Origin of the sequence: Arthrobacter livingstonensis (assembly GCF_003219815.1) — a bacterium.
Classification (GTDB): Bacteria; Actinomycetota; Actinomycetes; order Actinomycetales; family Micrococcaceae; genus Specibacter; species Specibacter livingstonensis.
On record NZ_QJVD01000004.1, the window covers coordinates 99,223 to 114,829 of the forward strand.

Consider the following 15,607-nt stretch of genomic DNA (forward strand, 5'->3'; position numbering starts at 1 on the left):
GCGGGACCGGCGGAAAAGGGCAGAAAAGTGCATGTGTTGACGTGGTTCTATGGCTTGGGCCTGGCCTCCGGATGGCTTCCCGCTGCAGCGCTGGGCCTGGGCGCCGTGGCGCTGGCGTTCCTGCTCCTGCACCGTTCACGCCGCTGGTGGCTGTTCTGTGTGCTCAGTGCCCTGGCATCGGGCGCGGCGGCCATGCTGGCCGGCTGGGCCGTCATCCATGTCTGGTACTGGTGGCCCGAGGACCTTCCCGCCACCGTGATTGTGTGTGTGGGATTTGGCCTCTGGGGCCTGGTTCTGGGAAGTGCGACGGCGGTGCTTGGGCTGGGCAGCCTGGCCCGCCGCAGGCCAAGGCCGCGGGATGGGCGGCGCCATGGTTCCGCGCGCACGGCGCGCGCTGCCTCCCCGCTGAAGGTTTTGATGGCGGTGGCCGCCGCGGTGGTCGTGGTGGCCGTCAGCGCCGTACAGGTCAATGTGTACTTTGGCGAGTACCCCACGGTGGGCAGCCTGATACATGGCGATCCCGCACTGGCCCAGGGCATCCCGCACTTCCTGCAGAAAAAGGATGCCGACCGTTTCCGGCTGCTGCCGGTGAAGGACGGCTGGGTCCCGCCGAAGCGGATGCAGGCGGCCGGGGAGTTCCGCCAGGTTTCCATCCCCGGCAAGGCCTCCGGCTTTCATGCCCGGCCGGCAGTGGTTTACCTGCCACCGGCCTACTTCACCCCCCACGCGCCCGTGCTTCCCGTGGTGGTGCTGGTCACCGGGCAGCCCGGCTCCCCGCAAAACTGGCTGCTGTCCGGCCACCTGGGCCAGACCCTGGACACCTACGCCAAGGGCCACCGCGGCCTGGCGCCCGTGGTGGTCATGCCGGACGCCAACGGCAGCCAGGAAGCAAACACCATGTGCATGAACTCGGCCCTGGGCCGGGTGGACACGTACATGGCCGTGGACGTACCGAGGTGGATTGCGGATACTTTGAACGTGGACACCAACCACCGGCACTGGGCCGTGGCCGGGTTCTCCTACGGGGGCACCTGCGCCATGCAGATGGTGACCCGGCACCCAGATGTGTACAGGACCTTTGCGGCCATCTCCGCGGAACGTGAGCCGGCCCTGACAGCCAACCGCGCCGTGACCGTCCAGCGGGCATTCAACGGCAACACCGCGGCCTTCAACGCGGTGGTCCCCATGACGCTGATGGACCGTCACAGCTACCCGGAAATCCACGGCTGGTTCGCGAGCGGCGCCCAAGACGCCGTGTACACGCACAACGCCGAGGTGCTGGATGCCGCCGGCCGCAGGGCCGGCATGACCCTGGAACGCACCACGTTTCCCGGCGGCCACTCCTGGACCATGGTGACGGAGGCGCTGCCGTCCGCCTTCAGCTTCATGGGGGCGCGGCTGGGGCTGCAATGACCGCCTCGCTCACGGGCTGGGTGCGGCGGATGCCCTTCACCCTGGCCCTGTTGGCCGCCACGGTCCTGGTGGTCGTCGGCACCCGGACGTTCCTGCATCCGCTGCCGCGGGCCGCGGCCGGATCCGCGGGCCTGCAAGCGACGGACCTGGTCACAGGCCAGTGGTGGTCCTTTGTGACCACCTTGTTCCTGGCACCGGGGCCCGTGGGGCTCCTGGCTGCGGTGGCCGTGCTGACGGGCGTCCTGGGACTGGCTGAATCGACCATCGGTTCATGGCGGACGGCCGTGGTGTTCTTCTCCTGCCAGCTGGCGGCTGCCGTCGTGTTCACCGGCGTCGTGCTGGTGGGTGGCGCTGTGGGCATCGAATGGCTTGGCGGCATGCGCCAGGCCACGCTGATGGGACCGTTTGCCGCGTCGGCGGGTGCCCTCATGGCCGCCAGCCGGCTGATCAGCGTCATGTGGCGGCGCCGGGTGCGGTCCCTCACGCTCGCCATCGCGCTGATGCTGACCCTTTACGTGGGGCACGCCCAAAACCTGTTTATCCTGCTGGGTGCACTCGCGGGCCTGGTGCTTGGCATCGCCATGTTCCCGGCACGGACGCCCTCCTACATCACACGTTCCACAAGCCGCGAAACACGGACCAATCTGGCCATTGTGGTGGCCGTGTTTGCCGTGGGGCCGCTCATGGCGGCCGTGGCCCACATTCCGGTGGGTCCGCTGGCAGGACTGCGCAACCTGGTGGTCAACCCGGTGCCCAGCATCGGCCAGCTGCAGGCGGCCTGCGCGCCCCTGGAGGAGTCCTGCCGGGGGTTGGGGCACGGCATGGGATTGTGGGGGCCGGGCGGGCACCTGCTGGCGCTTGCCCCGATGCTCCTTCTCCTGGCGTGTGCCGAAGGGCTGCGGCGGGGCAACCGGCTGGCGCTGTGGATGGCCGTCTACCTGCACCTGGTAATTGGCGTCATGTCCGGGTTCTACCTGCAGGTGTTTGCCGGGTTCGGCCTCCCGCTGCTGCGCGGCCGCCGCGTCCTGAGCATCAACAGTTCCATGTGGGAGATCCTGCCGGTGGTGCTGGTGCCGTTCATCATTGCCGCCGTCCTGGTGGCACGGAGACGCCACTTTCATATCGACCCCAACCCCGTACTGCGCCGGCGGGCATCCGTGTTGCTGCCGCTGCTGCTGGCAGGGTTCGTGGTGCTCTATGGGGTGGCCTGGTACGCCGAGGGCAACGAGCAGGGCGAATACGGTTTCATCGGGCTTTTCGCCAGCCTGCCGCGGGTGCTGCTGCCCTATCCGTTCCCGTTTGGCTACGGCGCCGCGGTCTACCCCCATGGCTTCTTCACCACCCTGCTGTTCAGCCTGGGCGGGGCCGTGTTGTGGACAGCCAGCGTGGTGGCCGTGCTGGTGCTGTTCCTGAGCCGCCGCGTGGTGACCGGACCGGCGGGGTTGGACAGGGCCGCTGCCGCGTCGCTGGTGCGCCGCGGCGGGGACTCGCTGTCCTGGATGGCACTGTGGCCGGGCAACCAGTACTGGTTCAATTCCACCGGGACGGCGGGGTTCGCCTTCCAGCTGCACTTTGGCGTGGCTGTGACGGTGGGCGGCCCCCTGGGCGAGCCCGCGGACTATCCCGGCGCCGTCAACGAGTTCATTGATCACTGTGCCGAGCAGTCGATCACCCCGTGCTTTTATTCACTTACCGATGAATGCTGGGCGAGCCTGCGCAGCCGCGGCTTCCATCGGGCCGCGGTGGCCACGGAAACTCTTCTGGACATCCAGTCCATGGAATTCAAGGGCAAGGAATGGCAAAACGTGCGTACGGCGCTGAACAAGGCCGCCAAACTTCAGGTGCATGCAACATGGCACAAATATTCCACCCTGAGCACCGGGCTGCGGACCCAGATCCATGAGATCTCCGAGGAATGGGTGTCCGGGCGGGCGCTGCCGGAATTGGGATTCACGCTGGGCGGGGTGGCCGAACTCAAGGACGACGACGTCCAGATCTGCCTTGCCGTCGATGCCACCGGCCGCGTCCACGGGGTGACCAGCTGGCTGCCCGTCTTTGCCCACGGCGACGTGGCGAGCTGGACGCTGGACTTCATGCGCCGCAACGACGACGCCTTCAAGGGCGTCATGGAGTTCCTTATCGCCGAGGCGGTGCTGCACTTCCGTGACCAGGTGGAGTACATTTCCCTGTCCGGCTCACCCTTGTCCGTCGAAGGAACCGGGACTGGGCCGGGGCCGGGCGGTGGCACGGTGCCTGAAACTGGCGGCGACGGGGCCGCCGGGAGCGCCGGGGAACAGGCTCAGACGGACGTGCATCCACTCGCGGCGCTGGAAGGCACCTCCATGGAGCGGATTCTCGCCGTCCTGGGCCGGACCCTGGAGCCTGTATACGGCTTCGCCTCGCTGGCCAACTTCAAGAAGCGCTTCCAGCCCCGGCACCGGACGCTGTACATGGCGTACCAGGATCCGTTTTCGCTGCCGGTGATCGGTCGGGCCGTGGGAGAGGCCTATATGCCCAATGTTTCCGTCCGCGAGCTGACGCGGCTCCTGCGCAAGGCGTAGCCGGACACGGATCGCGGGCACGGGGTGCCGGGCACGGGCTCAGGTACGGCCCCGGATCCGCGCGCCGCACGAGGAGGCCCCCGGCATCAATGCCGGGGGCCTCCTCACGATTCCCTTGGGCGTCGCTACAGCGCGGTCACTCCGGTGGCCTGCGGACCCTTGTTGCCCTGGCCGACCTCAAATTCGACGCGTGCATTTTCCTCGAGCGTCTTAAATCCGCCGCCCTGAATTTCCGAATAGTGGACGAATACATCACCTTCGGCATTGTCCGGGGTGATAAAGCCGAAGCCCTTTTCAGCGTTGAACCACTTGACGGTTCCCTGTGCCATTGTTTCTCCTCATAAATGTACTGCTAATGCAAGACAGCACTTAGCATGGCAAGCATCACATATATAGGTCAACGAAAACAAACATTCTTTACATGGTTATTAACTAGTTCAGCCACTCGCCGGCGCGCATGACGCGCTGCAGTTCCAAACCGTCGGCGACAATCAGGGCGTCGGCGCGCAGTCCGCGGCGCAGGGAGCCCAATTCGTCCGTCAGGCCCAGCACCTCGGCGGGGACCACAGTTGCCGAAAGCAGTGCATCCGTGAACTTGACCCCGGCCCCCACGGTGCGGCGCACCACGTCCAGCAGGGTTGCGGTGCCGCCGGCAATGGACCCGGTGGCGTCCAGGGTGGCGACGCCGCCGGCGACCGTGACGGGGGAGGGGCCCAGCATGTACTGGCCGTCGGCCAGGCCGGCGGCAGCCATGGAATCGGTGACCAGCGCGATGTTGGCGGCGCCCACCAGGGAGAACACGGTCTTGACCGTTTCCGGGTCCAGGTGGGTGTTGTCGGCCACGAGCTCGACGGCGGCGTGGCCGGCCTTCGCCGCCCGCAGGCAGGCCGCCACAGGGCCCGGGGACCGGTGGTGCATGGGAGGCATCCCGTTAAAAAGGTGCGTGACGGTGGGACGCCCGGAGACGCCGTCGAACCCGGTGGAATCAAGGCCGTCACGGGCTTGGGCGAGGGATTCCGCCGCCGTGGCGCTGTCGCAATCGGTGTGGCCCACGGACGGGGTGACGCCGTGGGCGGTCAGCAGGTCCACCAGCTCGGCGGCGCCCGGCAGCTCGGGGGCATAGGTCATGGTGGCGATGGCGCCCTGGCCCGCCTCGATCAGCGCGGCCGCCAGCACCAGATCCGGATCGAGCAGGAACGCGGGGTTCTGGGCGCCGCAGCGGGCGTGGGAAAGGAACGGGCCCTCCAGGTGAATGCCGGCCAGCAGGCCCTCGCCGGTCATTTTTGCGTAGACGCCGATCCCCTTGAGGAGGTCTTCCGCCGAGGCGGTGACCATGCTGGCCAGGAGCGTGGTGGTGCCGGCACGGTGCAGGAACTCCACAGCCGTGCGGGCCGAGGCCTCGTCGCCGCTGGGGAAGTCGCCGCCGTTGCCGCCGTGGTTGTGGATGTCCACCAGGCCCGGGATGACGCGGTGCCCGGCCGGGAGGGTGATGAGATTGGCCGGGTCCAAGTCGGCGGACGTAAAGCCGGGCTCGTCAAAGTGGTCCGCCCGGCCGGAGTAGACGATGCGGTCACCTTCAACGGCGAGCAGCCCGTCTTCCACCAGGCCATGGTCGGTGACGATGGGACCGAGAATCAAGGTCTTGGCGGGCTCGGCCGGCCCGGGCGCAGCGTTGGGATCAGTCATGCCACCAAGTCTATCCAGCCCGGCCTCCATCCAGACCAGGCCCTGACCAGGCCAGGCGGCCGATCGCCTAGAAAAGTCGCGAGGCGCTGTCGTCCACGCCGCGCATGGTGTCGTAGTCGAGCGTGAGGCACTCAATGCCGCGGTCCGCCGCGAGGACGCGGGCCTGGGGCTTGATCTGCTGGGCGGCAAAGATGCCGCGCACAGGTGCCAGGAGCGGGTCCCGGTTGAGCAGTTCCAAATAACGGGTGAGCTGTTCGACACCGTCAATGTCACCGCGGCGCTTGAGTTCGATGGCCACGGCGGCGCCGTTGGCATCCCGGGCCAGGATGTCCACGGGCCCGATGGCCGTGAAGTACTCGCGGCGAACCAGGGTGAAGCCGCTGCCCAGCAATTCGATCTGGGCCGCGAGCAGCCGCTGCAGGTCAGCCTCCACCCCGTCCTTGATCAGGCCGGGGTCCGTGCCAAGGTCGTGGCTGGACTCGTGGACATGCTCGTAGATGTTGATGATCAGCTTGTCGTCCTGTTTCGTGGACTGCACAATCCACTGTTCCACCACCCCCTCCTCAAGCTCGCTGTCCGCGGCGGCGACGGTGCGCAGCGTGGCAGGCGGGCTCATCCAGTTCAGCGGCTTGTAGGAGCCGCCGTCGGAATGGACCAGCACGGATCCGTCCGCCTTGACCAGCAGGAGGCGGACAGCCAGGGGAAGATGGGCTTTGAGGCGTCCGACGTAGTCGACGGAGCACTTGGCAATCACTAAACGCACGCCCTCCACAATAGCCGGTGTTGGTGCCTGCTCATTCGTGCACGCCTGCGCGTTTGGGCTCCACCGGCACCCGTGCGGCACAATTGTGGCATGCCCCGCTCAAACCACCCGCGCCGCCGTCGTACGCAACTAGCCGGCGGGAAGAACAGCGGGCAACCGGTGGAAGAAGGGCTGGAACTGGACCGGGCGCGGCTGGGCGTGCCGCAGCGCGAGTCAGCCCCCGACGGCGAATGGGCGGTGCGGACCATCACGGCACGGAACGCGCAAAAGGTGTACACCTGCCCGGGCTGCCACCATCTTGTCCAGCCCGGCGTGGCCCACCTGGTGGTGTGGCAGGAGGACGCCATGTTCGGCGCCGAGGCCGGATTGCGCGACCGCCGCCACTGGCACACCAACTGCTGGCGCGGGCGCAGCTACCGGTACAGGTAGCGGGTGTCGATAGGCTGGGGGGCATGGTATTTGATCCCGGAACACTTGACTTTGCCGACACACGCGCGCCCGTTGCCATCCGTGCGGCCACCGTCCTGCCCGCCGTGCGCGAGAACATTGAACTGACAACGTCGGACGGGCTGACCCTGGTGGGTGAGCTGGCCCTGCCGGCCGACGGGGTGGTCCGGGCAACGCTCATCACACTTCACCCGCTGCCCACCCACGGCGGATTCATGGATTCGCACGTGTTTAAGAAGGCGTCCTACCGCCTGCCCGCGCTGGCCGGGATTGCGGTGCTGCGATTCAACACGCGGGGGACATCGTCGCCGCGCGGCACCAGCGGCGGGGCGTTTGACGAGGGTGTGGGGGAGCGCCTGGACCTGGAGGCCGCCGTGCGGTTTGCCGTGGATCGCGGGCTGCCGAATCGGTGGCTGGTGGGCTGGTCCTTCGGCACGGAACTGGTGCTCAAGTACGGTGCCCTTGATCCTGTGGCCGCCCAAGTGGAGGGTGCGGTGCTACTCTCGCCGCCGCTGCACCGGGCCGGGGAGACGGACGTGGCCGCCTGGGCCGCCGCGGGCAAGCCAGTGTCCGTCCTGGTGCCCGAATTCGACGATTACCTGCGGCCGGACGCCGCGCGGGAACGCTTTGCGCAACTGCCGCAGGCCCGCCTGGTGGCCGTTGCCGGGGCGAAGCACCTGTGGGTCGGCGAAAAATACGCGGCCCGGGCGTTGAACGAGATTGCCTCAACCGTGCTGGGGCAGCGGATGGAACTGGCCGCCGAGTGGCATGGCCCCGTGGCAACGGCGCCGTCGGCGTAGCAGGTTCCGGTGGTCGGGCCTGACCCGGATGACGATAAGGACATTTGAGCCTGATATATCGGGATCCAGAGTCCGTTTCATCATCCACGAAGGCGCGAATCGTACAAGGGGCCGCCACAGCCGTACACTCGGGGCCCGGCGGGGCGTCCCCTTCAGCAGTTGGGCGCTACATCTTGTCCTGGCGGACGATGAACACCTCCTTGACCAGCAGCATCACGGCCGCGGCGGTCGGAATGGCGATCAGGGCGCCCAGGACGCCAAGCAGGCTGCCGCCGGCAATGACGGAAATGACGGCGACAGCCCCGGGCACGGCCACTGCCTTTTGCATGATGCGCGGGGAGATGAAGTACGCCTCAAACTGCAGGTAGGCAAAATAGCAGATGGCGTAGATGAGGGCGGTCTGCCACCCAGCCGTCAGGCTGACGGCGATGACCACCACGGCCGCAATCATGCCGCCGACCAGGGGGATGAATGCCAGCAGCGCCACCACAAAAGCCAGCAGCACGCTGAAGGGCACGTGCAGGATGCTCATGACGATGAACGCGAATGCTGCGTTCAGCACGGCAACACAAACCTGCCCAATCACGTAGTTGCCCACGCCGCGGGTGATTTCCTCGCTCAGCTCCTCCACGCGGGCACGGCGGGAGCGCGGCGCCAGGCGGTAGCCCCACTTCTTGATGGAGGGCATCGACGCCAGGAAGTACAGGCTCAGCACCAGCACAATCAACGTGCCAAACAGGCCGTTGGCGATGGTGCTGCCCACGCCCACCACGCCGCCGAAGATGCCGCCCACGGCCTGCGCGTTTTGGAAGAACTTGGCCACCTGTTCATTGATGGTGTCCACCACGTGGTACTGGACGTCCAGCTGCTTGAAAAAATCGGAGTTCAGGAAGTCACCGATCCAGACCGGCGCCTTGGTAGCCAGCTGCGTGGTCTGTTCAACGATCGTCGGGATCAGTGTGGCAAAGAAGATCGCCACGACGCCCAGCAGCACCACCAGCGTCAGGACAATGCCGAGCGGCCGGGGAACCTTGCGCCCCTCCAGCCACCGGACCACAGGGTCCAGTCCCAGTGAGATGAACAAGGCCGTGACAATCCACAGCAGCAGCTGGGACGTGTTGGCCATGATGTAGTTCAGGAACAGGGCGATGCCGACGCCCACGGTGCCCATGAAGCCAAAATAGATGGGGTGGCGGAACATTCCCGCTGCCGGGGCAGCGGCCACATCCCGTGCCGCCATGGTTCCGTCGGGCGCCTCAACGGACTCCGACGGCAGGGCGAAGCGGACGCGTGGCTGGGCCCCCGGCAGGGGCTGCCGGATCCTGTTGCCCACCCAGGCCCGCCATCCACCAGGTCCCACGGTGGCTCCTACGGGCAGGGACGACGCCGGATCCTCCTGGGGTGCCCCTGCGGCCACCCCTGTGGTGGGGGATGTGGGGGACGGCACCCGGCGGGCGCCGGCAGCGGCGGGATCCGTCCCGGCGTCGTCCTTCTTCCCGGCAGCACCGGATGCGGGGTCCGGCTCCGGCGCGTGGGATTCGTGGGGAGAACTCAAGGGAAGCTGCCTTACGTGTCCGGGGAGCGGGGTGCAGGCCCACATCCCGATGGGTGATGGTGTGTTGACATTATCAGCGGGCGCCGCCCGCGACGGCAATTTCCCGGCGGCGCCGGGCTTGTGTCCGCCTGCCGAAGAAGGGAATGCCGTATCACGAAGAGTGAGAGTTTCCTCGCAAAACCTGGGCGAAGGTAACGTTTCGGTTACCCTTGAACAGACGATCGAAGTAGTTTTCCGCCGATGTTAGGTATGTACTTGCGTTCCAAAATTGCAATTGTCCTGGCCATTTTGGGCCTGGTGGTCCTCGGTCTGGGGATCGGCCAGCGCACCATTTGGCTACCGCCCGCCACCGTCACGGCCGGCGTCGAGGGCACTGTGGCGCCGGCCCCCGTGACCGTCATTGGACCCGAGGTGCTCAAGGCCAAGGACGGGCACTTCACCATGACCATCAAGGCCAAGGGGCCCATCCAGCTCGCCGTGGCCCAGCAGCGCGACGTCACCGGCTGGGTTGGGGACGCCGCGCACACCACTGTCACGGGCGTGAACGGCGACTTTACTGCGCTGGCCACGGAGAGCAAGACCGGTGCGAAGAAGGTGCCCAACCCGGCCGGATCGGATATGTGGGTCAGCGAGGAAAAGGGCACGGGCGAGCTCAGCTACACGTGGCAGGCCCCCGGACATGGCGACTGGGCCCTTCTGGTGTCCTCGGACGGCACGGCAGCGGCCCCCACCGATATTTCCCTTACCACTGACAACGACGCCGGAACACCCTGGGCTGTGCCGCTGATGATCATCGGTTCGGCGCTGTTGGCGTTGGCAGCCCTGCTGTTCTGGATTGCGCCCCGCAAGCCCGATGCTGCTGTGGCCGGACGCCGGTCCGCGGGGCGGGCGCCGTCAGACCCCGCCACGGGTGCGGTGGAGGTGGACAAACTCGTCGCCGCGAGGGAGCAGGCTGCCAGAGACCGCGCAGCCCAGGCTGCCGGACCCAAGCCCGACACAATTGCGGACGCCCGCCGTGCTGCCCGCAGGGCGGAAGCCGGAACGGGCACGGGGGGAGTGGCCGCTGACGCCGCTGACACTGGTGGCGCCGGTGCGTCGAAGGGCGGTGCGTCGAAGGTCGCTGCAGCCAACGACAGCGACCATGCCACGGCGCTGCCCAAGGCAGTTTTGGGCACCGGCGACACCGCCAGCGGCACTGCAACAACCGCAATTCCGCTTCCCGGTCTCGGAAACGAATCTGGATCCACCTCCGGTCAGGAGCCGGACGCCAGGGACGGTACTGCTGTGCCGGCGGGCGTGTCCGGCCGTGCCGGCGCAGGCAAAGCGACTGCTGCCGACGACGGGCAGCCGAACGGTGAGGGATTGCCCGAGGGCGACGGCGCCGGGCAGGATCCCGCGAAGGGCTCCAGCACCGACTCCACCAAAATCTCCGGGAAGGACGGCCGCACCGACTTGAACGACCGCGGCGACTCCACGAACGGCACCGACTTCATGAACGGTGCCGACTTGAACGGCGGCGGCGGTGCCGGCTCCACGAACGACGGCGTTGCTGACCGGCCCAGGGACGGCAAGTCCAAGCGTGTGGGCAGCGCCAAGTCGACGGACGACGCTAAGGGCAATTCCAAGAACACTGCGAAGGATGCTGCCAAGGGCAGGTCCAAGGATGCCGCGAAGGATGCCGCGAAGGATGCCGCGAAGGATGCTGCCAAGGGCAAGTCCAAGGGCGACCGGAAGGAATTCTCCGCCGTATCCGCGTCGGGGTGGCAGCCTCAGCTGCGCCGCGGCGTGCCGGTAAAGGTGCGCTGGGGTGCGGCGCTGGCGGCCGTGCTGGTGGCCGGGACCATGGGGCCGGCCGTTGCCGCAGATCCCACCACTCCCGCCTCCGGCCCCACCGCTTCATCCACGGCCAGTGGCTCAGCGGGCGCCACCGCCAGCGGCACGGCCGGGGCCACCGCCACCGAAGCGGCAACCGCCGGACTGCCAGTGCTGCTGGACAGCCAGGTCCAGCGGATCGCCGCGGCAGTGTCCACCGTCGTCACCTCCGGGGACAACGCCAAGAACTCCAAGGAACTTCAATCGCGGGTTGCCGGCATGGCGCTCCAGGTGCGTGCCGCCAACTACAAGATCCGCTCCACAGTCTCCAAGCAGGCGGCGATGGATCCCGTCAACGCGACCCCGCTGCTTGCCAGGGTGGTGACCACTGACGGCACATGGCCCCGTTCCGCCATGATTGTCACGAAGGGCGACGGCAATGCCCTCCCGCAACTGCTGACGCTGGTCCAGGCCAGTGCCCGCGAAAACTACAAGCTGGTCAACGCCACCCCGCTGCTTCCGGGCCAGACGTTCCCCACGGTGGATAAGGACGGCTCTGCGAGCGTTCCGCTGGATTCGTCCACCGGGCTGCAGATGAGCCCGAAGGATGCAATGGCGGCCTTGAGTGACCGGCTGACCAAGGCGGACAGCAAGTGGAAGTCCACTTTCAAGGAAAGTGTGTACATCTCCAGCGTCATGGACACCCAGGCGAAGCTGCTCAAGGATGCCAAGGACGCCAGCTACGTCTTTAGCCACACCGCGGACTTAAAGTCCGCGCTGGCCATGCGCACGGCCGACGGCGGAGCCATGGTGGTGGTGGGCAACGCCTTCGGAATTGATGCCACATCGAAGGCGGATGCAACCTTGACCATTGGCGCGGACGCCGCAGTGTTCGCCGGTGGGACTGAGACCACCAAGGGCTTTGTCCTCAACTACGCCGAGCCGGTGGTCATGTACATTCCGCCAGCGTCGGCGAAGGGGCAAATCAGCATCATCTCCGCCAACCGCAGCCTCGTTGGGGCAAAGTTCAAGTAGTCAGCCAACCGCATCAGTTTCGCCCGCGGCGTGAATCCAAAACGCCGCGGGCCCGGCACAGTTAGAGTGGGTCCATGAGCCAAAACAGTTCCATGCCTGCCAATCCCGCGCCCGGGATCAACCTTCGCGGCGCCGTCGACCTTTCCGCGTTGAAGGCCCGCGCCACGGCCCCGGCTGGCGCGCCAGGCGCGGCGTCCCCCTATGCGGTGGACGTCAACGAACAAAGCTTCCAGGAGTTTGTTGGCTTGTCCCAGAAGGTGCCCGTGGTGGTGTCGCTGGGCTCCAGCCGGTCCAACCAATCGGCCGTGCTCAACGGCGTGCTGGAGAAGCTGATGAACGACTTCCAGGGCAGGATCGCCATGGGCCGGGTGGATGCGGACACCAGTCCGGGAATTGCCCAGGCCTTTGGCGTCACCGCCATTCCCACCGTGGTGGCATTGGTCAACGGTCAGCCCGTTCCCTTGTTTGAGGGTGACATGCCGGAGGAGCAGATCAAGTCCCTCCTGGACGAGCTGCTCAAGGTGGCCGCCAGCAACGGCGTCACCGGCAACCTGGGAGGCGCGCCCGACGCCGATCCTGCCGCTGCCGAGGCTCCGCCCCTCCCGCCTCTGCACCAGGCGGCCTTTGACGCCATCGAGGCGGGGGACCTGTCCACGGCGCAGGCCTCCTACGAAAAGGCGCTGGCGGAGAAGCCGAACGACGTCGACGCCAAAGTTGGGCTGGCGCAGGTGCACCTCATGCGCCGCACCGCCGAGTGGGACACGGCACAGGCCGACGCTCTGCGCACCCGTGCCGCCGGTGATGCGGACGACCTTGAAGCCCAGCTTGCGGTGGCCGACCTTGATGTCACGGGCGGCCATGTCGAGGATGCATTCTCCCGGCTGGTGAAGTACATTTCCCTGCACTTTGGTCCCGAGCGCGAGACCGCCAGGGTGCGCCTGCTGGAACTGTACGATGTGGTCGGCACCTCCGACCCCCGCGTGTCCACGTCCCGGCAGGCCTTGGCCCGCGCCCTGTTCTAGCCTCCGGAAGTCATCCTTTCGGATGGTGAATTCAGGTGCCGCGGATTGTTAGTGTGGCGCCATGAGTGAAAATTCGCCACAAATGTCCGACCGGGCTGCGCCCGGCCAGCGCCCGCCCGCGCTGGCCATCCGCGGTCTGGCCAAGCGCTTCGGGTCCAAGGTCGCCGTCAACTCCATTTTCCTGGATGTCCCGGCCGGCTCCTTCTACGGCCTTGTGGGCCCCAACGGCGCCGGCAAGACCACGTCGCTGTCCATGGCCACCGGACTCCTGCGCCCCGATGCCGGCCAGGTGTGGGTGCACGGGGTTGACGTGTGGGGGAGTCCGCTGGAAGCCAAGCGTCTCATGGGCCTGCTGCCTGACGGCGTCAGGCTCTTCGACCGGCTGACCGGCGAGCAGCTCGTCACTTATGCTGGGTTGCTGCGCGGCATGGACAAGGACACGGTGGCGGACCGGGTCAAGGACCTGCTGGCCACACTGGACCTGGCGAAGGATGCCGGCACTTTGGTGGTGGACTACTCCGCAGGGATGACGAAGAAGATCGCCCTGGCGTCAGCACTTATCCACGCGCCCCGGCTGCTGGTTCTTGACGAGCCGTTTGAGTCCGTGGACCCCGTCTCGGCCGCCAACATCAAGGACATTTTGAACAGCTATGTTGAGTCCGGCGGGACCGTGATTGTCTCAAGCCACGTCATGGACCTGGTACAGCGGATGTGTGACCATGTTGCAGTCATTGCCGGCGGCAACGTGCTGGCTGCAGGGACGGTTGACGAGGTCAGGGGCGGGCTCAGCCTGGAAGACAAGTTTGTTGAACTGGTCGGCGGCCGGAACCAGACTGCGGGGTTGCAATGGTTGCGCACCTCCTAAGGCTCAAACTTGCCCTGTTGCGCAACTCTCTTAGGCGCAGCACCATGCAGGTGGTGGGATTGGTCATCGGCGGGCTCTATGGATTGGGGATCCTTGCCATGGTCATGGTTGGCCTGGTGGCTTTGGGCGCCCAGGGTCCCGAGGCGATTGGGACTGTCATTGTCCTGGCGGGATCAGCGCTTTTCCTGGGTTGGCTCATCATCCCCGTGGTGGCTTCGGGGCTGGACATGACGCTTGATCCGGCGCGCTTCACCACGTATTCCATCCCGATGAAGTCGCTGTTGGCTGGGCTGGCGCTGTCCAGCTTCATCGGGGTTCCCGGGGCCGTGACGTTGCTGGCAACAGTGGGAACGGCCGCCGCGTGGTGGCAGCATCCGCTCTCGGCACTGGTCGCGGTGCTCTGTGGCGCGTTGGCGGCATTGACCTGCATCGTGGCTTCCCGCGCCATCACGGCGGCCAGTGCCAGCCTGGCCTCGTCACGTAAATTCAAGGACTTCAGTGGCATGGTCCTTCTGGTGCCGCTGATCCTTCTTGGCCCGATCATCACCGGCGTCACCGCCGGCATCCAGGACCTGCAGGAGTATCTGCCGTCGCTGGCCAACACCTTGTCATGGACCCCGCTGGGTGCTGTCTGGGCCGTCCCCGCCGAGGTGGCGGCGGGGCACTGGGTGCTTGCCGGCGCGAAGCTGGTCATTGCGTTGGCGGCCGTCGCGGCCCTCACCTTGATCTGGAAGATCTGCCTGGCCAAGGCCCTCGTCACCCCCGCCTACGCAGGGAGTTCGCGCCGCAGTGCCGGCCACATGGGCTTTTTCAAGCTGTTTGCGGCGACCCCCACGGGCGCCGTTGCGGCGCGCAGCATGACGTACTGGTTCCGGGATCCGCGCTATGGCACGGGCCTGATCATGGCTCCGCTCCTGCCCCTGGTGTTTGTTTTTGCCGGATCCCAGGCCGCGGGGACAGGCTCATTGGGAATCACCCTGGGACTGGGCGGAGTACTCGCGGCGTTCCTTATCGTATGGAGCATCTCCTCCGACATCTCCTATGACAACACTGCTTTTGCCCTGCATCTGGCTGCGGGTGTTTCCGGCACCGCTGACCGATCTGGAAGGGCGCTTGCCGCGGGGACGCTGGGGCTGTTACTGGGTGTTCTTTACGCCGTGGTGGGAGCCGGAATTGGCGGGTCCTGGGCACTGCTGCCGGCCACCCTCGGACTCACCATCGGCGTGGTGGGCAGTGCCCTGGGACTGGCCAGTGTCTTCTCATCGCGCTTCACGATGAATGCGCCGCTGCCGGGTGACAGCCCCATGAAGTCACGGCCCGGCAACAACTTCCCCGCCATGCTCGTCCAGCTGGCAGGGTTTGCCGGAGTTGGCGTGCTGATCGTACCGGAGCTGGTTTTGACCATTATTGCGCTCGCCACCCACCAGCCATTATTCGGCTGGATTTCCCTGGCCGTGGGGGTTGTCCTGGGAGGGGCGCTGCTGCTGGCTGGCATTCGCATGGGTGCGGGGCAGTACAACAGGCGTGCCCCGGAGCTGCTGCTGGCCGTTTCGGCAGACCGCTGACAGTCGATAGGCTGGTGCCTGGCGAATTGTTCCGTCCGGCAATGGTGCCCTGCCCGTCCACCGCAGCCGCGGGAGCCGCCGGC

At 66.7% G+C, this 15,607-nt stretch carries 12 protein-coding genes; 8 read left to right on the forward strand and 4 right to left on the reverse strand.

Annotated elements, in window-relative coordinates:
- Positions 1-27: 27 nt before the first annotated feature.
- On the forward strand, positions 28-1,413 hold the full coding sequence (locus CVV68_RS05215; RefSeq protein WP_146238827.1) for an alpha/beta hydrolase: 1,386 nt from the start codon (positions 28-30) through the stop codon (positions 1,411-1,413).
- A complete protein-coding gene (locus CVV68_RS05220; RefSeq protein ID WP_110499951.1) occupies positions 1,410-3,974 on the forward strand; it encodes a DUF2156 domain-containing protein in 2,565 nt (854 codons plus the stop codon). Before CVV68_RS05215 ends, CVV68_RS05220 begins: the two co-directional genes overlap by 4 nt.
- A gap of 125 nt (positions 3,975-4,099) precedes the next feature.
- On the opposite strand, the gene CVV68_RS05225 is transcribed toward CVV68_RS05220, so the two are convergent.
- The 3 genes from CVV68_RS05225 to nucS all read right to left on the reverse strand — a co-directional run bounded on the left by CVV68_RS05225 (position 4,100) and on the right by nucS (position 6,423).
- The gene (locus tag CVV68_RS05225; RefSeq protein WP_110499952.1) at positions 4,100-4,303 is read right to left on the reverse strand and encodes a cold-shock protein; all 204 of its coding nucleotides are present in this window, start codon (positions 4,301-4,303) and stop codon (positions 4,100-4,102) included.
- A 103-nt stretch (positions 4,304-4,406) separates the two neighbouring features.
- Entirely contained in the window at positions 4,407-5,660 is a 1,254-nt protein-coding gene (locus CVV68_RS05230; protein ID WP_110499953.1) for an N-acetylglucosamine-6-phosphate deacetylase, read from the reverse strand.
- A gap of 67 nt (positions 5,661-5,727) precedes the next feature.
- On the reverse strand, positions 5,728-6,423 hold the full coding sequence (gene nucS, locus CVV68_RS05235; RefSeq protein ID WP_110500073.1) for an endonuclease NucS: 696 nt from the start codon (positions 6,421-6,423) through the stop codon (positions 5,728-5,730).
- A 90-nt stretch (positions 6,424-6,513) separates the two neighbouring features.
- On the opposite strand from nucS, the gene CVV68_RS05240 reads away from it, so the two are divergent.
- Positions 6,514-6,852 carry an Rv1322 family protein gene (locus CVV68_RS05240; protein ID WP_110499954.1) on the forward strand — a complete coding sequence of 113 codons (339 nt, stop codon included), beginning with the start codon at positions 6,514-6,516 and terminating at the stop codon, positions 6,850-6,852.
- Between the two features lie 23 nt (positions 6,853-6,875).
- Positions 6,876-7,670 carry an alpha/beta hydrolase gene (locus CVV68_RS05245; protein ID WP_110499955.1) on the forward strand — a complete coding sequence of 265 codons (795 nt, stop codon included), beginning with the start codon at positions 6,876-6,878 and terminating at the stop codon, positions 7,668-7,670.
- Between the two features lie 166 nt (positions 7,671-7,836).
- Here the strand turns inward: CVV68_RS05245 and CVV68_RS05250 are convergent, their stop codons facing one another.
- Positions 7,837-9,117: an AI-2E family transporter gene (locus CVV68_RS05250; protein ID WP_438502613.1), complete on the reverse strand. Its 1,281-nt coding sequence runs from the start codon at positions 9,115-9,117 to the stop codon at positions 7,837-7,839.
- 363 nt (positions 9,118-9,480) lie between these two features.
- Here CVV68_RS05250 and CVV68_RS05255 point away from each other — a divergent pair, with 363 nt between their 5' ends.
- From CVV68_RS05255 to CVV68_RS05270, 4 genes are all read left to right on the forward strand, one after another.
- On the forward strand, positions 9,481-12,072 hold the full coding sequence (locus CVV68_RS05255) for a hypothetical protein (protein WP_146238828.1): 2,592 nt from the start codon (positions 9,481-9,483) through the stop codon (positions 12,070-12,072).
- Between the two features lie 74 nt (positions 12,073-12,146).
- The gene (locus CVV68_RS05260; protein WP_110499958.1) at positions 12,147-13,094 is read left to right on the forward strand and encodes a co-chaperone YbbN; all 948 of its coding nucleotides are present in this window, start codon (positions 12,147-12,149) and stop codon (positions 13,092-13,094) included.
- Between the two features lie 61 nt (positions 13,095-13,155).
- Positions 13,156-13,959: an ABC transporter ATP-binding protein gene (locus tag CVV68_RS05265; protein WP_170133092.1), complete on the forward strand. Its 804-nt coding sequence runs from the start codon at positions 13,156-13,158 to the stop codon at positions 13,957-13,959.
- 17 nt (positions 13,960-13,976) lie between these two features.
- Positions 13,977-15,524, forward strand: coding sequence for a transporter (locus CVV68_RS05270; RefSeq protein WP_306415685.1), 1,548 nt, complete (start codon positions 13,977-13,979; stop codon positions 15,522-15,524).
- Positions 15,525-15,607: the final 83 nt, after the last annotated feature.

Coding starts and splice junctions, on each gene's coding strand:
- CVV68_RS05220 (WP_110499951.1), top strand. CDS start 1,410: ATGACCGCCTCGCTCACGGGCTGGGTGCGGCGGATGCCCTTCACCCTG.
- CVV68_RS05225 (WP_110499952.1), bottom strand. CDS start 4,303: ATGGCACAGGGAACCGTCAAGTGGTTCAACGCTGAAAAGGGCTTCGGC.
- CVV68_RS05230 (WP_110499953.1), bottom strand. CDS start 5,660: ATGACTGATCCCAACGCTGCGCCCGGGCCGGCCGAGCCCGCCAAGACC.
- CVV68_RS05240 (WP_110499954.1), top strand. CDS start 6,514: ATGCCCCGCTCAAACCACCCGCGCCGCCGTCGTACGCAACTAGCCGGC.
- CVV68_RS05245 (WP_110499955.1), top strand. CDS start 6,876: ATGGTATTTGATCCCGGAACACTTGACTTTGCCGACACACGCGCGCCC.
- CVV68_RS05260 (WP_110499958.1), top strand. CDS start 12,147: ATGAGCCAAAACAGTTCCATGCCTGCCAATCCCGCGCCCGGGATCAAC.
- CVV68_RS05265 (WP_170133092.1), top strand. CDS start 13,156: ATGAGTGAAAATTCGCCACAAATGTCCGACCGGGCTGCGCCCGGCCAG.